The 22,376-nt window shown below is 61.9% G+C and carries 22 protein-coding genes; 6 read left to right on the forward strand and 16 right to left on the reverse strand.

The window, feature by feature from the left end; all coding sequences use genetic code 11:
- Positions 1–37 precede the first annotated feature (37 nt).
- The 6 genes from R5M92_RS01715 to R5M92_RS01740 all read right to left on the reverse strand — a co-directional run bounded on the left by R5M92_RS01715 (position 38) and on the right by R5M92_RS01740 (position 6,330).
- On the reverse strand, positions 38–1,978 hold the full coding sequence (locus R5M92_RS01715; RefSeq protein WP_346799207.1) for an exoribonuclease II: 1,941 nt from the start codon (positions 1,976–1,978) through the stop codon (positions 38–40).
- Positions 1,979–2,127: 149 nt separating this feature from the next.
- Positions 2,128–2,568, reverse strand: a complete 441-nt coding sequence (locus R5M92_RS01720) for a universal stress protein (protein ID WP_346797377.1) — start codon at positions 2,566–2,568, stop codon at positions 2,128–2,130.
- A gap of 111 nt (positions 2,569–2,679) precedes the next feature.
- Complete coding sequence (locus R5M92_RS01725) at positions 2,680–3,792, reverse strand: TIGR01620 family protein (protein WP_346797378.1); 1,113 nt, start codon at positions 3,790–3,792, stop codon at positions 2,680–2,682.
- Positions 3,789–5,180: a YcjX family protein gene (locus tag R5M92_RS01730; protein ID WP_346797379.1), complete on the reverse strand. Its 1,392-nt coding sequence runs from the start codon at positions 5,178–5,180 to the stop codon at positions 3,789–3,791. Before R5M92_RS01730 ends, R5M92_RS01725 begins: the two co-directional genes overlap by 4 nt.
- An 18-nt stretch (positions 5,181–5,198) precedes the next feature.
- The gene (locus R5M92_RS01735; RefSeq protein ID WP_346797380.1) at positions 5,199–5,396 is read right to left on the reverse strand and encodes a hypothetical protein; all 198 of its coding nucleotides are present in this window, start codon (positions 5,394–5,396) and stop codon (positions 5,199–5,201) included.
- Positions 5,397–5,460: 64 nt separating this feature from the next.
- A complete protein-coding gene (locus R5M92_RS01740; RefSeq protein WP_346797382.1) occupies positions 5,461–6,330 on the reverse strand; it encodes a D-hexose-6-phosphate mutarotase in 870 nt (289 codons plus the stop codon).
- Positions 6,331–6,471: 141 nt separating this feature from the next.
- Here R5M92_RS01740 and R5M92_RS01745 point away from each other — a divergent pair, with 141 nt between their 5' ends.
- The 4 genes from R5M92_RS01745 (at position 6,472) to R5M92_RS01760 (ending at position 11,444) form a co-directional block, all read left to right on the forward strand.
- Entirely contained in the window at positions 6,472–6,714 is a 243-nt protein-coding gene (locus R5M92_RS01745) for a GlsB/YeaQ/YmgE family stress response membrane protein (RefSeq protein WP_346797384.1), read from the forward strand.
- A gap of 215 nt (positions 6,715–6,929) precedes the next feature.
- Positions 6,930–9,407 (forward strand): YbeU/YbeR family protein, encoded by a 2,478-nt coding sequence (locus R5M92_RS01750; RefSeq protein ID WP_346797386.1) that lies wholly within the window; start codon positions 6,930–6,932, stop codon positions 9,405–9,407.
- A gap of 99 nt (positions 9,408–9,506) precedes the next feature.
- A complete protein-coding gene (locus R5M92_RS01755; protein WP_417339105.1) occupies positions 9,507–10,160 on the forward strand; it encodes a C40 family peptidase in 654 nt (217 codons plus the stop codon).
- Between the two features lie 90 nt (positions 10,161–10,250).
- Positions 10,251–11,444 (forward strand): MFS transporter, encoded by a 1,194-nt coding sequence (locus tag R5M92_RS01760; protein WP_346797390.1) that lies wholly within the window; start codon positions 10,251–10,253, stop codon positions 11,442–11,444.
- Between the two features lie 22 nt (positions 11,445–11,466).
- Here the strand turns inward: R5M92_RS01760 and R5M92_RS01765 are convergent, their stop codons facing one another.
- The 5 genes from R5M92_RS01765 to R5M92_RS01785 are packed head-to-tail and all read right to left on the reverse strand — an operon-like array spanning position 11,467 to position 16,396.
- Positions 11,467–12,108, reverse strand: coding sequence for an ABC transporter ATP-binding protein (locus R5M92_RS01765; RefSeq protein ID WP_346797392.1), 642 nt, complete (start codon positions 12,106–12,108; stop codon positions 11,467–11,469).
- On the reverse strand, positions 12,101–12,955 hold the full coding sequence (locus R5M92_RS01770) for an ATP-binding cassette domain-containing protein (RefSeq protein WP_346797394.1): 855 nt from the start codon (positions 12,953–12,955) through the stop codon (positions 12,101–12,103). The genes R5M92_RS01765 and R5M92_RS01770 overlap by 8 nt, the downstream gene beginning before the upstream one ends.
- 29 nt (positions 12,956–12,984) lie before the next feature.
- A complete protein-coding gene (locus R5M92_RS01775) occupies positions 12,985–13,827 on the reverse strand; it encodes an ABC transporter permease (RefSeq protein ID WP_346797396.1) in 843 nt (280 codons plus the stop codon).
- Positions 13,824–14,804, reverse strand: a complete 981-nt coding sequence (locus R5M92_RS01780; protein ID WP_417339044.1) for an ABC transporter permease — start codon at positions 14,802–14,804, stop codon at positions 13,824–13,826. Before R5M92_RS01780 ends, R5M92_RS01775 begins: the two co-directional genes overlap by 4 nt.
- Positions 14,795–16,396: an ABC transporter substrate-binding protein gene (locus tag R5M92_RS01785; RefSeq protein ID WP_346797397.1), complete on the reverse strand. Its 1,602-nt coding sequence runs from the start codon at positions 16,394–16,396 to the stop codon at positions 14,795–14,797. The genes R5M92_RS01780 and R5M92_RS01785 overlap by 10 nt, the downstream gene beginning before the upstream one ends.
- Positions 16,397–16,519: 123 nt before the next feature.
- Here R5M92_RS01785 and nikR point away from each other — a divergent pair, with 123 nt between their 5' ends.
- Positions 16,520–16,957: a nickel-responsive transcriptional regulator NikR gene (nikR, locus tag R5M92_RS01790; RefSeq protein WP_346797399.1), complete on the forward strand. Its 438-nt coding sequence runs from the start codon at positions 16,520–16,522 to the stop codon at positions 16,955–16,957.
- Between the two features lie 73 nt (positions 16,958–17,030).
- Here the strand turns inward: nikR and R5M92_RS01795 are convergent, their stop codons facing one another.
- Positions 17,031–17,513: a peptidylprolyl isomerase gene (locus R5M92_RS01795; RefSeq protein WP_346797402.1), complete on the reverse strand. Its 483-nt coding sequence runs from the start codon at positions 17,511–17,513 to the stop codon at positions 17,031–17,033.
- A gap of 183 nt (positions 17,514–17,696) precedes the next feature.
- Here R5M92_RS01795 and R5M92_RS01800 point away from each other — a divergent pair, with 183 nt between their 5' ends.
- Positions 17,697–17,978: a hypothetical protein gene (locus R5M92_RS01800; protein ID WP_346797404.1), complete on the forward strand. Its 282-nt coding sequence runs from the start codon at positions 17,697–17,699 to the stop codon at positions 17,976–17,978.
- A gap of 136 nt (positions 17,979–18,114) precedes the next feature.
- Here the strand turns inward: R5M92_RS01800 and R5M92_RS01805 are convergent, their stop codons facing one another.
- From R5M92_RS01805 to R5M92_RS01820, 4 genes are all read right to left on the reverse strand, one after another.
- Positions 18,115–18,582 (reverse strand): glycine zipper 2TM domain-containing protein, encoded by a 468-nt coding sequence (locus tag R5M92_RS01805; protein ID WP_346797406.1) that lies wholly within the window; start codon positions 18,580–18,582, stop codon positions 18,115–18,117.
- Positions 18,583–18,948: 366 nt separating this feature from the next.
- Complete coding sequence (locus tag R5M92_RS01810; RefSeq protein WP_346797407.1) at positions 18,949–20,547, reverse strand: isocitrate lyase; 1,599 nt, start codon at positions 20,545–20,547, stop codon at positions 18,949–18,951.
- 199 nt (positions 20,548–20,746) lie between these two features.
- A complete protein-coding gene (locus tag R5M92_RS01815; protein ID WP_346797408.1) occupies positions 20,747–21,181 on the reverse strand; it encodes a GNAT family N-acetyltransferase in 435 nt (144 codons plus the stop codon).
- The gene (locus R5M92_RS01820) at positions 21,178–22,371 is read right to left on the reverse strand and encodes a cupin domain-containing protein (protein ID WP_346797409.1); all 1,194 of its coding nucleotides are present in this window, start codon (positions 22,369–22,371) and stop codon (positions 21,178–21,180) included. The genes R5M92_RS01815 and R5M92_RS01820 overlap by 4 nt, the downstream gene beginning before the upstream one ends.
- Positions 22,372–22,376: the final 5 nt, after the last annotated feature.

Raw genomic sequence — 22,376 nt, forward strand, 5'->3', positions numbered from 1 at the left:
CCTTTCGAGTGACTCTTACGGCATGTCGACTTGAACGTCAGTCAGCAGGACGCGCCACCAGCGAGCGGGTTTCCTCGCGCGCTTCGGTGAGCGCCACACGCAAGCTGTCTCCCAGCTTGAAGCGCTCCTCGCCTTCGATCTGGATACGACCTTCCTTGTCGTCGATCACCACCTTGCTGCGGTCGCTGTGCATCAGCGGGGCCGGAACGAAGGCGGTGGCGCCGTTGGCGAGCAGGCGAACCCGCATGCCGCCACGGTTGATCGCCATGATTTCCGCATCGAAGGTTTCCTGATTTTCGGCAGACGGCGTCAGATAACGCACATACAGCCAATCCTTCACATCGCGCTCGGCCATGCGATTCAGGCGCCGCCGCTCGGTGAGCTGCTCGGTGAGCTGCAGGCTGGCTTCCGCAGGCGCCTGTTCCCCCTTGAGCACGCGCTTGATCAAGCGGTGGTTGACCATATCGCCGTACTTGCGAATCGGCGAGGTCCAGGTGGCGTAAGCCGGCAGGCCCAGGCCGAAGTGAGGCCCGGGCAGGGCCGACATGTTGGTAAAGCCCTGGAAGCGCCGCAGGCGCGCATCCAGCCAGGCGTCGTCACGGCTTTCCAGAGCCCGCTTGAGTTCGCGGTAGCGCGGGAGTTCGGTCAAGGCATCGCGCTCGACCTCGACCTCTTGGTTGGTCAAGAATTCATGGGCGGCATCGGCCTTGTCCGGGTCGAAAGCCTGATGGACGTTGAAAATGCCGTGGCCGACATGCTGGGCGAGAAGGTCGGCGCAACAGGCATTGGCCGCGATCATCGACTCCTCGATCATGCGGTTGGCGATACGCCGCTCTTCGGTACGGATACCCAGGACGTTACCGGCTTCGTCGAGGTCGAACACGTAGTCGGGGCGATCCTTGAACACCAGAGCATGTTCGGCACGCCAGGCGCTGCGGGCTTCGGTCAGATCGCGTAACGCTTGCAGCTGCTCTGCAATGCTGCCCTCGGGTGCCCAGTCGCCCTGGCCTTCGATCCAGTCCGAGACACGGTCGTAGACCAGCCGGGCGTGGGAGCGCGCGGTGGCGGCGAAGAAGCGGTATTCACCCAGGCTGCCGTCGGCCTGGATGTCCAGGGCACAGGCAAGTACGGGGCGATCCTTACCTTCATGCAGCGAACACAGATCGTCGGCCAGCACTTCGGGAAGCATGGTGACGTTCTGGCCCGGCAGGTAGACGGTGAAGGCACGGGTGCGCGCTTCGAGGTCGGCAGCGTGGCTCTCCTCGACGTAGGCGGTAGGATCGGCGATGGCCACGGTCAAGCGCCAGCCACCGGTCGCCAGGGTTTCCACCCGCAGGGCGTCGTCCATGTCGCGGGTCTTTTCCCCGTCGATGGTGAAGAACGGCTCGGCGGTGAGGTCTTCGCGGGTCAAGCCCTCGTCGCTCAGGGGCCAGTCATCGCCGGCTTCGGGAGACGCCTGTTCGAGCGCGTGGCGGGCCAGGGTGACGCGCCACGGTACCGCCGGATCGTCACTCTTGGCGACCAGCTCGTCGATCTGGGTGAAGAAGGCGCGATCGTCGGGCTTCAGGGGGTGACGCACCAGGCGCGCGACAACCCAATCGCCATCCTGAATGGAGTCTTCATCCAGGCTGCGCTTGATGCGCGCCTTGAGCACGTTCTTGATCGATGGGTGATCCGGCACGACGGCAAGCTGACCTTCACGCTTCTGGACCCGAGCCACGAAACGGTCCAGACCGGCCTCGATCAGCTTTTCCGGCTGCACGGAGGACTTGTCGCCTTCTTCGTGTACCACGGCTTCGACTCGGTCGCCGTGCAAGACCTGCTTCATGGCGGGCGGTGGCACGAAATAGGAGTTGCCGTCGTCGGTTTCCAGAAAGCCGAAGGCCTTGGCCGTCGCCTTGATCACGCCCTCGACACGCGGCGTGGTTTCACGAATCTGCTGCTTGAGCTGAGCAAGCACGGAATTATTCTGCAACATGGGCACAATCAATTGGCGGGAGTAGGCTGCCACTATACGGATTCCCGCAGGCGCCGCCAAACTCCACGATGAACAAGCTACTCTTGCACGAGATTTCAGATACTTGCCCACGGCAGGATCAGATGCAGCAGGCAAGGAGCCGAATGCGGTCAATGCACCGTGATAACCGTGCAGTCTGCCGCATGGGTGACTTTGTGTGAAACGCTGCCGATAACAAAGCCTTGCAAGTCACTGAGACCACGAGTTCCCATGGTGATCGCATCGACTTCGAGCTTCTTCGACATATGCAAGATAGTACGTGCCGGATCGCCCTTGCCGAGATGGGTCTTGATCTGCTCTACCCCTTGGCCGCGTGCCGATTCTGCAGCTTTTTCCACCATCTCGCTGCCGATATCCTCGCGCTCTTGCCGGGAAGCTTCGATGGCGATGGCACCCAGCCCCCAGACCAGCGTGGCGTCATGGGTGAGTTCTTCGGGAATATGCAGAATATGCAATATGGCATCGTTTTGCCGGGCCAGCTGGCACGCGACCTGCAGCGCTTTCTGGGCATGTTTCGAGCCGTCTACGGGAATCAGGATGGACGTGAACATGGAGAAGTCTCCTCGGCGGCGAATGTGCTTTAAGCACGAATGTCCCTAAAGCGTAGCCGTTATTGCTCGCATCGTCGTGATCGGCATCAAACCTTGTTGAATATGCAGGCGCTATCTCTTCTCTTGCTTTTCGGTCTTCTCGGCCGACTTGTCGATCCGGCGCAGCTGTTGCCACAGGTCGCGGCGCAAGTCTCCCAGGCGCGGGCGTTCGGTTGGGTCAAACGGCAACGGCCGGCACAGGCGTTGGGTTCGCAGGCCCAGCCGGGCGCTCAGCAGCCCGGTCCCCAGCCCTTGGCCTGCCCGCGTGGATAGGCGGGCGGCCAGGTCCAGTGACAGCATATCCATGCCGGCATCCGTGACCAGCTCGCTGGCGCCGGCGAATGCCATGTTGTGCAGCACGTTGCGAAATAGGCGCAAGCGGCTGGCGTAGCCGAGCTCCAGCCCGTAAAGACGGCAGATGCGATCCACCATGGTCAGGTTGCGCCATGCCACCAGCGCCATATCGACCAAGGTGAGCGGGCTGATGGCGACCATGACGGCGGTTTCGCCGGACATGCGCGAGACCAACCGCTGGGCCGCCTTGTCCCGGGGCGCCAAAAGATGGTGACTCAACAAGGCGTGAATGTCGCGGCCGTCATGGTGGGGCTGGCAAGCTTGCTGAAAGGCCTGCCAGTGCGGGTCGTCGGCGTGCAACTTGAGTTGTCGCCGAAGTTGCTGGGCCAGTTCACGTGCCTGCTTGGGACCGGCATAGGGCAAATGGGTCAATTGCTCACGCAGGCGATCGTGTCGGCGCAGGCGTTTAAGGCGCCACAGCTCGCGCATCAGCGCGGCGCTTCCCACCGCTATCACGCCAAGCCCGAGCAGTTGCCAGCCGAGCGCCAGCCAGTCTCCCCCTATCATGCTGGCGGGCAGGGCGGTAACAAGCTCGGCGCTACCCAGCGCCAGACCGCCCACGAGGGTCAGCATCAGTCCCCAGCGTCGCTTGCGCGGGGCGCCGAGGCTTGTCGTCAGCGCCTGTTCTGTCCCGGTGGCGGCTTGTTCGTCGAGTTCTCGTTCGCTGACATTGCCATCGAATTGCTGCTGTGCGCGCAGGGGATCGCTCGCAGGAGGCGCCTCGGCGGGCGTGGTGGAGTCGGGTGCCTCGTCCAGGGTGAAATGCCGCCGAGGTCTGGTCGGTTCCGAATTCTTGAACTCGGGAGGTGACTCGGAAGAGTGGCGTGTCATATGAGCTTATCTCCGAACAGCCAGTCGATGGCCGCATCCATGCGGATATGGTCGAGTGCAGCCGTATGGCGTTCAACCGGGCGGAAAAGAGGAAAATCGAATCCTTGACGCTGCCAGAAATTCGCCGGTGGCAGGCGCTGGGGAACGTCGCCGGGATAGACCAATACTTCCTCACCTTCGAGTGTGGTGCCGCGCAAGGCGGCGGAACTGCGGCCCTGCTGAGTGACTTCGCGAGCTTGGGTGGCGCGAATGGCCGCCAGTGACAGCGCCTTGACCGGAATATCGGCGAAACGCAGATCCTGCAGCGGTTCGGCAAGCAGAGACTCCAGCAGGCTTACCAGATTGGGATGCTGCTCCGGCGTGACATGATCGGCCTTGGTGGCGGCGATGGTCAGGCGATCGATACGCGGGGCGAAGAGCCGCGACAGCAGGCTGCGCTTGCCGTAGTCGAAGCTTTGCATCAGCAAACGCAAGGCATGGGAAAGATCCTCGAAGCGCTCCGGGCCGGCATTGAGTGCGCCGAGGACATCGACCAGCACGATCTGGCGATCGAAATGGCGAAAGTGATCGCGATAGAAAGGCTTTACCACATGCTGCTGATAGTAACGAAAGCGCTTGGCCAGCGTGGCGTACAGGCTATGGGCTGGCAACGCTTCCAGTTCGTTGCGCTGGCTCTCGTCAAGGCCGGGAAGCGGGAAGAACTGCAGCACCGGGGCGCCTTCCAGCTCGCCAGGCAGCAGGAAGCGACCGGGTTGCAGGTTGGAAAACCCGGCGACCTTGGCACGCCGCAGGCCGTCGGCGTATTGTTCGGCGAGTTCGGCAAGTTGGGCTTCGTCACTATCGCCGGCAGGGTCGAGGGCCGCGACCGCCTGGTGCCACTGACTGAACATGGCCTGACGCTGCTCGCCGCCGACGCGGGCCTGCGCCTGGCTCCAGCTGAGGAAATCGTGCTGCAGCAAGGGGAGGTCGAGCAGCCATTCACCGGGATAATCGAACAGATCCAGCGTCAGGCGGGCGGTTTCCGGCTGGCGCCAGCCGCTTCTGGCGGGCCGGTAGCGCACCTCGAGGCGCAGTTCGCTGATGCCTCGGGTGGGGTCGGGCCAGCGTGGCGGTATGGCATCGAGTGCCGCCATGGCCTGATCGTAGGGAAAACGCGGGATGCCGAGATCCTGCTGCTCGATGCGCTGGGCGCCGAGCAGGCGGCCTTCCCGGGCGGCCGGTAGCAGATCCAGGCGGGCTTCAAGACCGGCATGGCGGAGTTGATTGACCAACGAGGTCAGAAAGGCTGTCTTGCCGGCGCGCGAGAGTCCGGTTACCGCCAGACGCAGTTGCCGGTCTCGACCCCGTTCCAGCAGGTTATACAGTTCGCGATGCAAGGGCTGGCGCATGAGAGAAGCGTTCCCGGATCATTGGCTGTAGAGCATTGTCATGATGGCTTGATAGATCATGGGGGTCGCGGCTATCAAGAAGCCGATGCCGGCCAGTACATAGCCCGGCCAGCGACGCGTCATGCGCTGGGCGAGCGTCAGGCCGGCAATACATACCACGGCGCCGACAATGTTGAACAGCAGGGTAAAAGCGTCAAGCCAATGCTGAGGGGGCATGCAATCTCCTTGTCGAAAGGCACACTCGTCGAAAGTTACAACAGTACCGCCATCATAACAGTCATCAGGCCAGGCTCAGCGTGGTGCCCAGCATGTGCTGGGCTCCCGGCACCAGCCACACCGGGTCGAGACGCGTATTGGCGGCTTCAACGCACAGAAACTGGCGGGCGGCTTGCATGGGAATATCGGCCGGGAGCGTCGTGTCCGGATGCCACACTACCGTGGAGTCGCTCGACTGCTTGGCGATGCGCATCACCCGCTGTCCATCGTCGAGCCGCAACTCGTTGTTGGTATGGTAGATGCGATCGACTTCGCCGCGAACGGCAAGTTCACCCTGCTGCTCGCCTTCGGCGAAACCCTTCAGCTTGTCCAGGTAGCGTGCCCCGGCCAGGCCCGACAGGCGGCACTGGTGAACGTCCTTCACGGCGAGATAGCTGTGCAGCGCGGCGCTCATCTTCACCGGCGTGTCGCCGCGATTCTCACTGATCAATTCCACATGCAGGCGTTGGGCGTTGGCCTGGATCACGACCCGGGGCACCAATAGTGAATGCAGACGTGTCTCGGGGGACAGATGGAGTTCGATACCTTCCTCGTGCTCGTCCGCTGCTTCCAGACGCCACAGGGCCTGCCGGGAAAGACCATGAAACGGACCGTCGCGTTCGGCACTCTCATCGGCAAAGCGCTCATCGCCAAACCATGGCCAGCAAAGAGGAATGCCGCCTCGCAGCGTGCCCGGCAAATCCTTCGGCGTAGGCGTCAGCCATAGCCAGTCGGAGCCGCCGCTAGGGGCGAAGTGCAACACCTGGGCTCCTTGCAACGACACGACAAGTTCGCCCCAGGCGGCGTTGAATAACCAGATATCCCGACCTTGCCATTGGACCAGACGCTCTTCGTTAGTGTCATCCATCAGCTGACGCAAAGTGGAAGGGATCATTGACGCTCCTTGGCCCAGTAAGCAGTGAGATTTGTATGAAATGAGAATGTACGAGAGAGGATGTGAGAATTTCACACTGTTATCATGGTATGGCAAGCTAGGTTCTCAGGTAAAACTCAAGGTAAACACAAGGAGTGCGTTATGGGTTTCATCGCTTGGTTGATCATCGGCGGTCTGGCGGGATGGATTGCTGGCCACATCATGCGCGGCGGCGGCTTCGGTATTCTGGGCAATATCGGTGTCGGTATCGTGGGGGCGGTACTCGGCGGCTTCCTCTTCAGCCTGCTGGGCTTGCATGCCGGTGGCTTTATCGGCTCGCTGGTAACGGCGGTCGTGGGCGCAGTCGTTCTGCTATGGATAATCAGTAAGGTACGAAAGGCGTAGCCACTCTCGACACGCTATAGGGCAGCCCGGCCAAGCGCCGGGTTTTTTGTGTCTCTGATTTTTGTGTCTTCAAGTCCATCAGCAAAAGCGCACCTAAATTCGATTGATCATGGAATACATCCTGGAGTCTCGGTCTCGTCCACGCTTTCCGTTACACTAGGGCGCCCCATGCCCGGCACGCTGCCCGGCCTGTTTGTGTAATGTCGAGGTGAATCTTGGTCGACCCCCTTAACGCCTGGTGGGCGCAGCAATTGGTGCTTTGCGACTGGGATTTTACGCCCGATCCCCTCCAAGTGGAGCCGGCAGCAGCGCGCCTGCGCCTGACACAGCTCGGTATCGACAGCCGCGGCGAGCTCGGCCGTCATCTTTTGTACTCGCTTTCCACTGCCGACGAGGCGCAAGCGCTGTTGTCGATGCTGGAGCTTACCGCTCTGGCGGGAGCGGCCGGCTGGCTGAGCGAGTCGCGTGGGCGTGCCTGGGCCGAGCACGTCGCCCGCCGAGTCACGTCCCGCTATGCCGATATCAACGCCTGGTTGAGCGCCTTGAAGCACGCCCGCAATAACCGAGGCTGGCTGAATGGCGATGACGATTTCGATCTTGCCTGCCAAGCCTTGGCGGCCCTGGAACAGGAAGAGGTAGGCATCACCTGGCCACTATTGAACACCTGGCTGGAGCAACAGGAGGCGGGTCATCGCAGCGGGAGTCGCTCAGAACAGACCGGACTCTGGCCCGATGCCCCCGATCAGCGCTGCTGGCGCTTGAGCGCGGTGTTCCAGCCGATAGTGGAGTATCCGGCGCGGCCCGAGGATTGGCCCGACGCGACTGGCTGGTTGCATCAGGCATGGGAAATCCAGGGGCGCGACGAACTGATCCGGGTACTGCTGTGGCTGGCTTCGCAAGGGGAGCGTCAGCGCTGGGATATCGAGGCGCGCACCTTGTTGGGCCTAACCCCCGAGCAGCAGATCGAATGGCTGGAAGAGACTCGCGAGGAGCCTTATGCGCCCGAGCTGCTTGCCTTCGTCAGGGTGGGTGAACCGCTGGAGTGGGCAGCCTGGGATTGGCTGCGCCTGGTCGAACTGGCCTGGGCCGGCGCCTGCTGTGGCTGGCTGAGCCAGAGCGAAGCGGATCATTTTGCCGCCCACGCCGCTGACCTGATTACCCGCCGCTACCACGACTGGTATGCCGTGTTGCAAGCGTATCAGCGCGGCCGTCGTCTTTTCGACGGTCAGGCAGTGCCTTCGGTTGATAGCGAAGAGCGAATGCTACTCCAGGCGAGCCATTCTCCGTGGCAGCAAGTGCCCGATTTTCTGCTGGATGAGGCCGTGAGCGATGCTTCTCGTCGCGCCATGCGAGCGTGGCGCAGCGATCCTCGCCACTGGCTGCTGGCGTTGGCGGGAGTGCGTGAACCCGACTTGATGCAGCGCCAGGGAGTTATCCCAATGGCGGTGGCGGAAACTCGCCGTGCCGATGCCGGGCAATACCTGCAAGATACGCTGGGGCTGCATGCCGATGAAGGTGTCGAGGCGCTACGGCGTTACTGGTTGCCGGCCCAGGCCCATCACCTCAATCAACTGGCTGCCGATGCGGCACACGGCGCCTTGCCGTTGGCGCGCACCCCCCTTGGCGAGCCGAGCCCCGATGACCTGCGCCAGCGTAACGGCTTGAAAGGCGTCAGCCGTCACTCCGCGACCATTCATATGGCGGAAAAATTCGCGTTCTACCTGCAGATGGCGATAGACAGCGACATGTTCGATGGCGTGGCGATGCAGGAGCTGGTGGCTGCGCTGCGCGACTGCCTGTGCCGATTCTACCCCGATGCGCGGCGTCTGCTGGAAGCCTGGGCGGCCTGGGAGTCGCGCTTGCCCGATGTGGAGCAGCCGCCGCTGGGACAAGAAATTCAGTGGCATCTCGAGGACCCGGGCAGCATTTTCCATTGGCTGGACTGGCGCTCCGGTGACTGGCAGGAGCCGGGAGCACGCCCCAGCTTGTCGCACTTTACCTCGATGTCGTTGGTCGGTCCCTTGAATAGCGCCGTGTGGAGCGAGCCGCAGCCGGAAAGCGAGCGGGAGTGCGTGGCCATCCGGGAGTGGGTGGATGGGCACTACGGCTTGCATTGCGCCCGGGATCTCGAGGATTTTCTTGCCTTCATGTTCGAGGCTGGGGACCGTCAGGAATACCTGATCAACTATGCCCCCTACACCTTGAACCGTTCACGGCTGGAGTCCGAAATCGCCATCCTGGAGACGGGCGATTGCAGCGAAGAGGATCGCCATCACCTGTTGCGCTTGCGCCGCGTCCGGGACAACGAAGACGGCTGCAACGACGTCGATATGGCGGCCTGGGATATCGCCCAGTTGATGGACCTGGCCATTGCGGGGCGACAGCTGGGGTGGCTGGGAGCGGATGAATTCGCCCGCTACCTGGAGAGAACGTATACATTGGCCGCCCGGCATTATGCGGGGTGGCAGGATTACGCCTTGGGTATGTATGCAGGGTTCTCGTTCTTCATGGGAGAAACTCCCGAGCGGGAAGCTTTCCTGGCCGGCTTTCGTCAGGCCTTGATCGCCTGGTTGACTGGTGCGCCAGCATTGGCGGGGGCCTGGGCGAGCCTGGATTTTCCCGGGGCCAAGCCGCGCCATTTCGCGCCGCTGCACATCGATACCTTGCCAGGCGATCAGCGCACCTTGCATTGAAGCAACACCAAGCGGGACGCCCGGCAGGATTACGTCTCGCCAAGTTGCGCAATTGTGGATATAGTCATGCTTTTTGATTATGTTGAAGAGGTCAGTCGCATGTTGGCTCTGCCGCGTAATGACGTGCCTGCCGGCCGTATCGCAAGTTGCTGTATCATCATGTTGCTGTTGGCCGGTTGCGCGGGGAGTCCGACCACCGCTCGCCAGACCGAGCCGGATGCGGAGGATTACTTCGCCATGACCCTGCCGGGACTGGAAGGGCAGTGGAGCCCGAGCATGTCCCCGGTGGACAATCCGATTGCCCAGCTGCGCAGCCTGCAGGAGCCTCCACCAACGATAGTGCGTCGGGCACTGCTGGCGCAGCACCAGCGTTGGGCCGGAACGCCGTATCGGCTCGGTGGCAACAACGAACGGGGTATCGACTGTTCGGCGCTGGTGCAGAGTATTTACCTTGATACCTTCAACATGCAGCTCCCCCGCTCTACCCGAGGGCAAGTCCATGAGGGACGCCCGATCGACCGCCAGGCGCTAGAGGCGGGCGATCTGGTTTTCTTCCGCCCACCGGGGCGTTACGACCACGTCGGTATCTACATGGGGGATGGCTATTTCCTGCATGCCTCGTCCTCCCAGGGTGTCACCATCTCCCGACTGGACAACAGCTATTGGCAGCGCTACTACTGGCAAGCGCGGCGCACACTCGAGCCCACGCACCTGGCGCAACTCAATCGTACCGGTTCGATCGCCAGCCTGTAACACGACGCTACTCGTGCCACCGGCTCGGCTTTCGCTACGCCGAGCCGCCTTGCTTGCGCCAGTCGACCACGTCATTCGAGGCGAGCCCTCATGATCGCAGTTCATAGCCGCGCCTGGTGGCGCGCCACCCTGGCCCTGTGCCTGGGCTCCTTTCTGGTCTTCATCAATCTGTACGCTCCCCAGCCCTTGCTGCCTGCACTGCGCGACGCCCATGGGGTGTCGACCCTCGGGGTCAGTATGGTGATGTCGGTCGCCACCTTGTCCCTGGCGTTTTCCCTGCTGATTTTCGGACCGTTATCGGATGCCATCGGGCGCGAAAGCATCATGCGCATCACGCTTCTGCTGACGGGGCTCTGTTCCCTGGCATTGGCCTTCGCTCCCAATTTCGAAAGCCTACTGGTGCTGCGCTTTGTGCAGGGGTTCGTTCTGGGGGGATTGCCCGCCGTCGCCATCGCCTGGATGGGCGATGAGTTCGAACGACCGGCCCTGCTCAGCGCGGTGGGCCTGTATATCGGCGCCAATTCCCTGGGGGGTATCAGTGGGCGGCTTCTGGGAGGATGGGCGGGCGACCTGGGTGGGCCGATGGCGGGATTTCTGGCGGTCGGGGCGACGACGCTGGTGGGCCTGGTGATTTTCTGGCGCCTCTTGCCGACCAGTACCGCTTTCGCGCCGCGGCGTTTTTCCTGGCACGCCGCCGTCCAGGATCTTTCCGGTCATTTGCGCAACCCGGTATTACTGGCGGCATATCTGCTGGGTGGCATCAATTTTCTGGTCTTCATCAATCAGTACAGCTATATCACGTTCCGCCTGGCCGATGCCCCTTATCGTCTGGCGGCAACAGGCTTGGGCCTGATATTTCTCACTTACCTCGGGGGAACGCTGGGATCGACGATCTCGGGACGCCTGGCGCAGCGCTGGTCGCAATCATGGTGCATGGTGCTGGGGGTGGTCATCATGATGACGGGCACCGGGGTCACGCTAAGTTCGGCCCTGGTGGGTATTATCGCCGGCCTGACCATCAATGCGTTCGGCTTCTTTCTGGTCCACTCCATGGCTTCGGGCTGGGTCAGTCGCCAGGCGCAGGGCGCCCGGGGCAGTGCCTCGGCGTTGTATCTGGTGTTCTATTATGTCGGCGCCAGCCTGGGAGGCTTCTGGCTGGAACCGTTCTGGAATAATGCGGCCTGGCCAGGGGTGGCGGTAGGGTCATGGCTGCTTCTGGCATTGACTCTGGCGATCGCCGGTTGGCTCTATCGCAAGGAGCACGCGGTACGCATCTCCAGTTGAGGCGCCAACCCGGTGTCGGCATTCAAGCAGGTATAGAGTCATCGGTAGGTAGGCGAGGCGATAATCGGCCGGCGGCCATGCGGTAGCCAGTGAGACAGAGCCGGTCCAGCAGCGCCGTGTCATGACTGATCACCAGAATACCGATCTGGCGCTGGGTACATATGTACCTGAGCGCTTGCCACAGCTCGACCTGGGATAATGGGTCGAGCATGGCGGAAATCTCGTCGGCCACTAGATAACGCACACCGGGGGCAAGCGCGCGGACTACCGTGATGCGCTGCAACTCGCCGCCCGAGAGCTGGTGTGGCCTACGCTCGAGCCACGCGTCGTCTATACCGAAAATCCGGCGCGTGGCCGGGTCGGGATGCCAGGCTTCGTTGAGCAGATGCTTGATTTTCCAGCGTGGGTTGACGGCGAGTTCCGGCGCTTGGGGTAGCCACTGCACAGGGGACAAGCCGCGCCGAGGCAGTGGCTTGCCGGCAACGGTCACGCTTCCGCTGCGTGGCGGAAAATGCCCGGCCAGCAACTTGCCCAGGGTGGTCTTGCCCGCTCCGGACTCTCCACTCAGCCCAACCCACTCTCCCGGCTTCAGCGTCAACGAAACCCCAGCTACTACCGATGGACCGGAAGAATAGCGGTGCTGCAGGCGCTCGGCTTCAAGCAAGGACTGGCTCCTCGTGGGGCAGACGGATATTGTGCTGGCGGCCGGTGAGGGGCGCTGCGGTAAAGGCATTATCGGGCAGGGCCAGCCACAGGGCTCGGGCATAGTTGCTGTGCAGTTGTTGTCCATCGCCGCTGAAGGCCGCAGCGGTGGTGGTTTCGAGTTTCCTGCCCTGGCGAAAGACGCTGACCCTATCGGCAATGGCAAGTGCATGGCGCAGGTCGTGACTTATGACCATCACGCCCTTGCCGCTATCGGCGAGCGCGCGAAGATAATCGAGTACCTTGCGTCGCTGCTCGTTGTCCAGACCGACGCTGGGTTCATCGGCGATCAATAGATCGGGCTCGCCGACCGTGGCCATGGCCAGCAGGATGCGCCGTGCCATGCCGCCGGAAAGCTCGTGGGGATAAGCGTGGCGGCACGCCTCCACGGCGTAGCGCTGAAGCGCGCTTGTAGCCGCCCGTTCGGCCTGGTGAGTTGCCAGGCCCGCCCGGCGAGCCGCCCACACCACTTGTCGGCCACAGGACGCCAAGGGGTCGAGCGATCCCAAGGATTGAGGCACCCAGGCAAGCTGGGCACCCCGTAAACGAGCCTGGCGCTTGGGTGTCAGCGCGTCGTCGTCGTAATCGAGTGTCCCGCTGAGCCGGGCACTGCCCGGCAGCAAGCCCATTATCGCGGCGGCCAACAGGCTTTTCCCCGCCCCCGAAGCACCCACCACGGCATGCACTTCGCCGCGCAGCAGATCGAAATCCACCTCATGCAGACAGCGGTGAAACCGACGCCGCCAACCGCCGGAGTCATGCAACTCCAGATTTAGCCCCTCGATGAGCAGCATGGGTTGGCGTGGCATAGTCTTTGTACGCGTCGTTATGAACATCGTCATGAGCGCACCCGTGAGAAAGTCAGGTGACGTAACCCATCGGCCAGGCGGCCGAAGGTAAGAACCAGTAACAGCAAGCCCAGGCCGGGAAACACGCCCAGCCACCAATAGCCGGCGCTGACATAGCGCATGGCGTCGGCCAGCAGTACTCCAATAGCGGGCTGACCCGGCGTCAGGCCGAAGCCGAGAAACGTCAGGGCGGCTTCATGAAGGATGGCGTGGGGAAATAGCAGCAGGCAGCCGACCAGGCACTGGGGAAGCAGATGCGGCAATACATGACGGTAGAGGATGAAAAGGCGCGACTTGCCCAGATGACGCGAAAGTCTGACGTAGTCGGCATTGAGTGTCTGTCGGATCTCCGCGCGCAGCAACCGGGACAGGCTCGGCCAGTGGATCAGCGCCACTGCCAGAATGACCGCCTGGGTTCCGCCTCCCAGAGCGAACGCAATCAACAGCAGCAGAACGAAGTGGGGCAGCCCCAATACGCTGTCCACCAGCAAGCCGACCACGACGTCACAGGAGCGGTTCAAGGTCGATAGCGCCGCCAGCCCCAAGGCTACCAGAGTGCCCAGCCCCGCGGCAGCGGCGCCAACTCCGAGGCTCAACAGCAGACCTTGAAGCGTGCGGGCGAACAGGTCTCGGCCCAGCACATCGGTACCGAACCAATGGGCGGCGTCGGGGGGCGCCAAGCGCGCGGAGAAGTCGGTATGGGACGCACTATCGCTGACGATTTGAGCGGCAATGACCAGCGCCGCCAACAGCAGTACGCCGGTGATGATTCTGGCGCCAGCACCCGACCCGGGGTGGCGATGCTGGGCAAAGGAAATCGCAGTGGCCCTCATGACGCGATACCTGGCAGACGCGGGTCGATACGGGTGTGAAGAAAGTCCGCGATCAGGTTGCCCGTGCTGACGAATAGAGTGGTGAACAAGGCGATGCCCAACAGCAAGGGAATGTCGCTGCGTAGCCCCGCTTCAACGGTAGCCTGGCCGAGGCCGGGATAGGCGAAAACCTGCTCGATCAGGATCGAACCGCCGAACAGCTCCCCCCAGGAGGCAAAGGCGAGCGTCATTGCCGGCAGGCAGGCATGGCGCATGCCGTGGCGCCAGGCGATATCCCAGCGTCCCGCGCCTTGGGCCATGGCGTGCAGGGCGAACTCAGACTCCATCACCGCCACCATCCGGGCGCGGGTGTGCAGGGTAATCTGCGCAATTCCCAGAAGCGCCAGGGTGAGTGCCGGCAACAGCAGATGGTGCAGGCGTGTCCACCAGGTCACATCGTTGCGCAGAACGCCACTTGGCCCCGCGCAGCATATCGGCGTCCAGCCCAGGGTGACCGAGAAGAGCAGCAAGGCCACGATCGCCAGCCAGAATGCCGGGGTGGATGCCACGCCATAGGCGTAGAGACAGATAAGGCGGTCACCGAAGGAGCCTTCGCGCATCCCGGCAATGACGCCAAGGAGAAAACCCAGAACGGTCGAACCGACCCAGGCAAGCAGCAGCAGGGCGAAAGAGGTCTGGAAACGCTGGCTCAACACTTCATTGACAGGCTGGTTGAAGATATGACTCCAGCCCAACTCTCCCTGAAGTAACTGCCGCGCCCAATGGAAGAATTGGCTTACGGCGGGCTGATCGAACCCCCAGCGTTGGGCGATGATCGCGCGCTGCTCGGGGCTGACTTGCGCCATCTGCGGTCCAAGGTAGGCATCCACCGGATCGATCGGGGCCAGCTGAATCAGACTGAAGGCGACGACGGCAACCACGCCCAGCACAGCGGCCAGGCGCAGCGACCGACGCAGGAACCAGCGGGTCAGTCGCACGTCCAGCGCCAGTCCAGCAGGCTGGCGGTCACCGGCCAGCCGTGTCCGTGCGGAGCGGTGGGCAGCTCGCCGATATCGAGGCAGCTATCGACGAAGTAGAGATGCTCGAGATTGACCAGCCAGGCCCAGGCGGCATCGCCGCGTTCGCCGTAGCCGGTCTCGCCGTCCCATTGGGCGGCCTGCCACGAGGGGTAGGAGGCTTCCAGGCTGGCGGCGGCCTGGGCGGTTTCCAGGTGTGTATCCACCGCCGAGTTGGCGTATAGCCCGGCATTGTAGAAGCCCTGCCCGGCGTGGGCGCTATGGTAGAGGTAGTAGATTTCCTGCGGGCTATGGCTGCCCCAGCCGAACAGGATAGCATCGCTATGCAGGGCCTTGCGCTGGATATCATCCCAGTGACGCCCGGTGGGGATCATTTCGATGCCTACCGGCCGGAGCATCTCGGCGCTGACTTCGGCCAGCAACTGACGGGTAGTATCGTGGCTGGGGTAATTGAGCCGAAAGCGTGCCGGGAGACCATCACGGTGGCGAATCCCTGATTCGTCAGGCTTCCATCCCGCCGCTTCCAGCACGGCGATTGCCGCATCGGCGCCGGTAGGGGAGAGCCTGGCTTCAGGGTTGTCCCACGGCAAACCGTCGGCGGGACCATGGGCGGGACGGCCAAAACCGTGCAGAGCCACCTCCACCAGTACGTCACGATCGAGGCCGAGATTGATCGCTTGGCGAATCGCGGGGTCGGCGGTCACGTCGTTGCCGATGGCAAGACCGTCGCCGGTCGTTTCGCCAAGCGCTGGCTGCATGGGGAACAGGATGCCGCGATTATCGACGCTCTGCATGGCGACTCGGTGCATGCCATCTGGCGTGCGCCCGGCCAGGGCGGGAGGGGCGACGGCGACATCCACTTGGCCCGCATTGGCTGCCGCCAACGTGGTATCTTCCCCCATGAAGCGAAATACCAGGCGCTGGAAGGCGGGTTGTTTGCCATGGAAGTAGGGGTTGCGTTCGACGATCAGCTGTTCCCCCTCCTGCCACTCCACCATGCGGTAAGGGCCGGAACCCAGTGGCGAGCGGCCGTATTCTTCGTTATAGCCATTGTCACGGTCGCCGTGGGGTACGATACCCAGGGTATGGAAGTGCTCGGCGAAGGTGATACGCGGCTCGCTCAAGGTCAAACGTAGATGATATGGGCTGACGGCTTCGGCTTGCTCCAGCACACTCAAGTCCGCGCGACCACCCGCTTGCGCGGCGTGGCGAAAGGTATAGGCGGCGTCCCGGGCGGTCAGCGCCGTGCCATCGGCAAATCGGGCATCGTCGCGCAGGGTGATATTCCAGGTCAGACGGTCTTCCGAAAGTTCCCAGCGGGTGGCAAGGTCGGGGCGAGAGGCGAGTGAAGCATCGCGACTCAGCAGGGTGGATTGAAACAGCGGATGGCCATACTGCCCCCAGCCCAGCAGGGGATCGTAACCCTGCTCGGGTTCGCCGCCGATGGCGAGTACCAGTTGCTCCTTGGCCGCCGCCTGAACGGAAGCCGACAGCAAGCCCAGTAGCAGCAAAACCGCTGTCAGTCGCGAACGGCCTTGAGCGAAAGGGGACATTGGCACTCCTGAAAATAGCCCCTTCTTTAAAGGGGAGCGGCGGCGGGCCGACCACTTGAAGTATGATGAAAATATAAAAACATCATACACCAAAGAATCTGGCATTAAAGATCGGGAGAAGCCATGCAGCGAATTACGGTGACGCTGGACGACACGCTGATGGAAGAGCTGGACAAGGTGATGGCGCAGCGAGGTTATCAGAACCGCTCCGAAGCGATTCGGGATCTGGCGCGGGCAGGACTAAAGACGATGAAGGTCTCCGACCAGCCCGACCAGCCTTGCGTCGGAGCCTTGGTGTATGTCTATGATCACGATTCCCGTGAACTCTCCAAGCGCTTGACGCGTCACTCCCATGCCCATCATCACCTCACGTTGTCCACGCTGCATGTACATCTGGATCATGACAGTTGTCTCGAAGTCGCCTTGTTGAAAGGCAAGGGCGGGGAGATCCAGGAGTTCGCCACCGACGTGACATCGGAGCGCAGTGTGCGGCACGGACAACTGGTATTGGTGCCGGAAACGGGGCAGGAGCGTTCTACCGAGCATCACCATCAGAAATAAGCAGGCGAACACGAAGAAGGGCGGCTTTAAAGCCGCCCTTCTGCAGATGCGCGAGTCAGTCTGATCGAGTCGATCAGTGCTCCACGCCACCTTCGCCGTGTACATGACCGTGCTCGATCTCCTCGGCGCTGGCTTCGCGGACGTCCGCGATTTCAACATCGAAGTTGAGATGCTGGCCGGCCAGGGGATGGTTGCCATCGACCAGAACCGTATCGCCTTCGACCTTGGTGACTGTGACCATCAGTGGCCCGCCCTGGGTCTGCGCCTGGAACTGCATGCCCGGCTCGACATTTTCAACGCCCTGGAAGGCATCCCGCGGAACTTCCTGCATCAGCTGGGATTGCACTTCGCCATAGCCTTCTTCCGGCGAGACCTGGACATTGAGCTTTTCACCGCTTTCATGGCCTTCCAGCTCTTTTTCCAGACCCGGAATGATATTGCCGGCGCCATGAAGATATGTCAGCGGCTCGCGGCCTTCCGAACTGTCCAGCACCTCACCTTCGTTGTTGGTCAGGGTGTAGTGGAACGCGACAACCGCGTTTTGTGCAATTTGCATGGAATAACCTTTCGGTGAGTGCATGTCCCAATATGGTAGCGCGTGTTTGGGGGGTCTGTCAGGGGGCGAGGGGAATTTTCCCGCTTACCCGCCTTTCGGCGATGTTGCGCCGCTGCCCGCCCGGGGATACCCTAACGCCACCACTTTTCCGCCAATATCCAGTGAACTGTTCCGGAGCGCCCTATGACCATCTTGTTGATCTGGCTGATTGCCTTCGCCGTGATTTTCTATTTCACCTATACCCGATGGAATAAGGGTTTTAGCGGGGGGCTGGACAACCTTTTGCCGAGTATCCTGAAAAGTCACGGTGATGACCGCTTGTTATGGAGCGCAGTGCTGGCGGTACTGGGGGCCACTACGCTAGTGAATCCTGTCGATATGCTGCTGGTGGCGATCCTGCTGGGTATTATCGGATTTATAGTGGTAAAGCTGGTGGGTTGGGCCGGCGACAGGTTCCGCCATTGAAGGCTGACCAACGCTTGAGCAATGCTGTGTCTTGATCCCGCTGTCAGTAGCAGGAAACGCAGCTAACAAGCATTGAAAATGCCCGGATTATCCGGGCATTTTGCTGGCTGAACGTTTGAATTAGGCGGCCGAGCGATCAGTAGGGAGCCACGCTCAGGTTTGACCCGCTGCCGATCAAGCGGACGCGCTGTCCGGCCTGGAAGTTCTGGTCGGCACGCTGTACCACGACGACATCACTGCCATCATCACGGCGGATCTCCATTTCCCAGGCGGCTATACGGTTGGCACGGTCCTCTGCTGCGGTACCGGCGACAGTACCACCGAGGGCGCCAGCAACGGTCGCCAGCTGGCGTCCGCTTCCCCCACCTACCTGGCTACCCAGCAAGCCACCGATGATGGCGCCGCCGCCGCTTCCCAGCAGGCCTCCGGCGCGGCTGTCGGCTTGAATCTGCACCTGGCGAATTGCCACGATGGTACCGTAGCTAACGCTCTGTCCTGTCTGGGCCTGGTTGCCGCGATAGACATCGCCTGAATAGGGCGCGGTATTGGCGCAACCGGCCAGGGTCAATAGGCTTAGTGCGGCAATGGGAAGAATACGCTTCATCTGTTCACCTCCGGGAAAGTCTGTCTCGACGTAAACCGCCGTGGCGCATCGTTGGCGATGCTTGAACGTTGGTCTGTCAGTTATAGAACACTGTTTTTTAATAAGAAGCAAGACCTATAATTCTTTGACCACAACTAAGTGAAAATGCTCATGAAGATGGCAAATACTTCTACGGCTTACCGAGTCGTGAAAACAAGGACGTCTTGAAAACATAGCTTGTCGTGAAATCATAGACCGTCATGAAAACACAGGACGTGAGTGTAACAGGGCAGCGATTGTTGAAAAGCCAAGGCAGGGTAATCAGAGCCGGATAGCGGAAACGAAAAAGGGAGGCCAGTTGGCCTCCCCAATGGAACCGGTTTCGGTTTAACCGAACTGGTTCATGGTGTTGTCCTTGCCACCTGCCTTCAGGGCCGCTTCACCGTGGAAGAATTCCTTGTGGTCGTCACCGATATTGGAGCCGGCCATATCCTGGTGCTTGACCGTGGCGATGCCTTGGCGGATCTCTTCGCGCTGAACGCCCTTAACGTAGGCCAACATGCCTTGCTCGCCAAAGTAGCCCTTGGCCAGGTTGTCGGTGGAGAGCGCGGCCGTGTGGTAGGTCGGCAGGGTGATCAAGTGGTGGAAGATACCCGCTTCACGCGAGCCGTCGCGCTGGAAGTTGGCGGTCCACTCGTCAGCCAGCTTGCCCAGCGGGGTGTCGTCGTACTTGGCCTGCATCAGATCGCTGCGCTCGTACTCGGAGACATCCTTGCCTTCCTGTTCCCAGGCATCGAATACCTGCTGACGGAAGTTGAGGGTCCAGTTGAACGACGGCGAGTTGTTGTAGACCAGCTTGGCGTCGGGGCAGACTTCCTTGATCCGGTTGACCATGGCGGCAATCTGGCCCACGTGCGGTTTCTCGGTCTCGATCCACAGCAGGTCGGCACCGTTCTGCAGGCTGGTGATGCAGTCGAGCACCACGCGATCTTCGCCGGTACCCGGCTTGAACTGGTAGAGACCGGAAGCGAGACGCTTGGGCTTGACCAGCTTGCCGTTCTGCTTGATGACCACGTCGCCGTTGTTGATGTCCGAGGCATCGGCGATCTCGTCACCATCGAGGAAGCTGTTGTACTGGTCGCCTAGGTCGCCCGGCTCGTTGGTCACGGCGATCTTCTGGGTCAAGCCGGCACCGAGGGAGTCGGTGCGTGCCACGATAACACCGTCATCAACGCCCAGTTCCAGGAAGGCGTAGCGTACCGCGTTGATCTTGGCGATGAAGTCTTCATGGGGCACGGTGACCTTGCCGTCCTGGTGGCCGCACTGCTTCTCGTCGGACACCTGGTTTTCCAGCTGGATACAGCAGGCGCCCGCTTCGATGAACTTCTTGGCCAGCAGGTAGGTGGCTTCGGCGTTGCCGAAACCGGCATCGATATCGGCGATGATCGGCACCACGTGGGTTTCATGGTTGTCGATCTTGCTGATCAATTCCTGCTCTTTCGCCTTGTCGCCGGCTTCCTTCGCCGCATCCAGGTCACGGAAAAGGTGGTTGAGTTCCCAGGCGTCCGCCTGCTTCAGGAAGGTGTAGAGCTCGGCGATCAGGTTGGCGACCGAGGTCTTCTCATGCATGGACTGGTCGGGCAATGGGCCGAACTCGCTGCGCAGGGCGGCCACCATCCAGCCGGAGAGGTACAGGTAACGGCGCTTGGTGCTGTTGAAGTGCTTCTTGATGGAAATCATCTTCTGCTGGCCGATAAAGCCGTGCCAGCAACCCAGGGATTGGGTGTACTGCGACGTGTCCGCGTCGTAGGCGGCCATGTCGTCACGCATGATCTTGGCGGTGAACTTGGCGATGTCGAGACCGGTATGGAAGCGGTTCTGGGCACGCATGCGGGCCACGTATTCAGGCTTGATATGGTCCCATTTGCCGCCTTGGGCTTCGCGCAGATGAGCTATTGCCTTGATTTCGTCGAGTAGTCCGGACATGAGCCTTCCCTCCAGGGTCTTTGAAAAGCGTCGTTGTGAGGCGAAGCCGAATGGCGCCGCGTTGAGGACCACTATCGCTGAAGGGGGATGTGTCAACAATTGGCAGTTGGGGGCAGGGAGGGTTGTAACTCGACTACAGGAAGAGAGTGGAGGGCGGTTTCCTGTAGTCGTTTTTCGCTGGAGGGAGACGCAGGTTATGTCACTTGCTGAGCTTGAGGACCATTTCCCGGTGAGGAATACCGGCATCTAGGAACTCATCCCCCTGCGCGATGAAACCGAGAGACTCGTAGAAAGCCAAGGCATGGGTCTGCGCGCTGAGCACTACCCTGCTGTGGCCGTGGCGCTGAGCGCAGACAATGGCGGCCTCCATCAACGCCCGACCGACACCCTTGCCACGCCCCTCCAGAAGGACCGCGACACGGCCGATATGGCCGTCGGGGAGCAGGCGCGCGGTCCCTAGCGCTTGCGAGCCGCGATAGGCCAGGAAGTGGCGACATTGCGGATCGAGACCGTCCCACTCCTCTTCCTGCGGTACCTCCTGCTCGTCGATGAAGACGCGCTGACGAATCGCCCCGGCGGCTTCACCGAGGCTCGCCCAGTCGCCTTCTTGCAAATTCAGGTCGTCAAGGGTCACTCCTCGAGGTCCTCCATGGGCCAGTCGATGCTGCCGGCATTGAACAGTGTAACCAGCAGCGCGGGCGCACCCTCGATAGCGGCAACGTCAGCGGTTATCGCGTTGCCGGCCGAGAGCCGCTTGGCCAGCTCCTCCGAACAGGGCAGACCGTCGCCGTCGACGAACAGCGTGGTGCGCGACCCCTGCGTGCGCCAGGCGAATCGCGAACCCGGACTGGGGTAGAGCCGTTCGCCTTCTTGTAGTCGAGCGACAAGCGTCGTTTCATCCATGGGTTGCGCCGGGGGAATGAGTTGATCCACGTACTTGGGCTGGGTCATGACCCGGCCGAACCACTGGCTCATGCGGGCAGGATCGTCCAGCGTCTCCAGAATCATTCGACGGATACGCTCCATGGCGGCGTCATCGATCTCCCCCGGCTCGTTCGGCACTTGCATGCCGGCATCGGAGTAGCGCAGGGAGGGCGGAAGCTGCTCGCCGATATAGTCGGCGTAGGAGGTCACGGCCTCGTCGGCGGAAGGGGCGCGAAAGCCGACCGAGATCGTCATGCAGTCGTCGCTCTGGCTGACGCCGTGGTGGGCCCAGGCGGGGGGCAAGTACAGCATGTCGCCCGGCTCGAGTACCCAGTCGGAGCCCGCTTCGATCTCGAAGTGCTCGAGAATGCGCAGGTCGATGCCCGAGAGAATCGGGGCGTCGTCCGCTATCTTGCCGCCCAGCTGCCAGCGGCGTCGCCCCGTGGCCTGTAGCAGGAATACATCGTACTGATCGACATGCGGGCCGACGCTGCCGCCGGGAGGCGCATAGCTGATCATGATGTCGTCCAGGCGCCAGCGAGGCAGGAAGTCGAAGTGTTCCATGAGCCCGGCAACGGCGGGAACGTAGTGGTCCACCGCCTGGACCAGTAGCGTCCAGTCCCGCTCGGGCAGGCGTTCGAAGGTGGCTTCATCGAAGGGACCGTGGGTCACCTGCCAGGGCTGTGGCCGGCCGCTGGCGTCCTGGCCATGCTCTTCCACCAGGCGTGCCTCGACGCCGTCTTCGCAGGCCAGGCCAGCCAGCTCGTCGGCGTCGATGGGACTAAGAAACTCGGGCAGCGCACCGCGGATCAGAAGCGGTTTCTGTTGCCAGTAATGGGTCAGAAACTCGCTGGCGGTGAGATCGCCCAGCAGGGTTAACGGTTGGTCGTGGTGGCTCATGTGAG

Source organism: Halomonas sp. Bachu 37 (genome assembly GCF_039691755.1).
Taxonomy (GTDB): domain Bacteria; phylum Pseudomonadota; class Gammaproteobacteria; order Pseudomonadales; family Halomonadaceae; genus Vreelandella; species Vreelandella kashgarensis.

Coding starts and splice junctions, on each gene's coding strand:
- R5M92_RS01730 (WP_346797379.1), bottom strand. CDS start 5,180: ATGCGCCAGCCCTTGCATCGCGAACTGTATAACCTGCTGGAACGGGGT.
- R5M92_RS01740 (WP_346797382.1), bottom strand. CDS start 6,330: ATGATCCCTTCCACTTTGCGTCAGCTGATGGATGACACTAACGAAGAG.
- R5M92_RS01775 (WP_346797396.1), bottom strand. CDS start 13,827: ATGAGGGCCACTGCGATTTCCTTTGCCCAGCATCGCCACCCCGGGTCG.
- R5M92_RS01720 (WP_346797377.1), bottom strand. CDS start 2,568: ATGTTCACGTCCATCCTGATTCCCGTAGACGGCTCGAAACATGCCCAG.
- R5M92_RS01805 (WP_346797406.1), bottom strand. CDS start 18,582: ATGAAGCGTATTCTTCCCATTGCCGCACTAAGCCTATTGACCCTGGCC.
- R5M92_RS01725 (WP_346797378.1), bottom strand. CDS start 3,792: ATGACACGCCACTCTTCCGAGTCACCTCCCGAGTTCAAGAATTCGGAA.
- R5M92_RS01810 (WP_346797407.1), bottom strand. CDS start 20,547: ATGTCCGGACTACTCGACGAAATCAAGGCAATAGCTCATCTGCGCGAA.
- R5M92_RS01715 (WP_346799207.1), bottom strand. CDS start 1,978: ATGTTGCAGAATAATTCCGTGCTTGCTCAGCTCAAGCAGCAGATTCGT.
- R5M92_RS01770 (WP_346797394.1), bottom strand. CDS start 12,955: ATGCCACGCCAACCCATGCTGCTCATCGAGGGGCTAAATCTGGAGTTG.
- R5M92_RS01800 (WP_346797404.1), top strand. CDS start 17,697: ATGACCATCTTGTTGATCTGGCTGATTGCCTTCGCCGTGATTTTCTAT.
- R5M92_RS01745 (WP_346797384.1), top strand. CDS start 6,472: ATGGGTTTCATCGCTTGGTTGATCATCGGCGGTCTGGCGGGATGGATT.
- R5M92_RS01820 (WP_346797409.1), bottom strand. CDS start 22,371: ATGAGCCACCACGACCAACCGTTAACCCTGCTGGGCGATCTCACCGCC.
- R5M92_RS01795 (WP_346797402.1), bottom strand. CDS start 17,513: ATGCAAATTGCACAAAACGCGGTTGTCGCGTTCCACTACACCCTGACC.
- R5M92_RS01755 (WP_417339105.1), top strand. CDS start 9,507: ATGTTGGCTCTGCCGCGTAATGACGTGCCTGCCGGCCGTATCGCAAGT.
- R5M92_RS01785 (WP_346797397.1), bottom strand. CDS start 16,396: ATGTCCCCTTTCGCTCAAGGCCGTTCGCGACTGACAGCGGTTTTGCTG.
- R5M92_RS01760 (WP_346797390.1), top strand. CDS start 10,251: ATGATCGCAGTTCATAGCCGCGCCTGGTGGCGCGCCACCCTGGCCCTG.
- R5M92_RS01735 (WP_346797380.1), bottom strand. CDS start 5,396: ATGCCCCCTCAGCATTGGCTTGACGCTTTTACCCTGCTGTTCAACATT.
- nikR (WP_346797399.1), top strand. CDS start 16,520: ATGCAGCGAATTACGGTGACGCTGGACGACACGCTGATGGAAGAGCTG.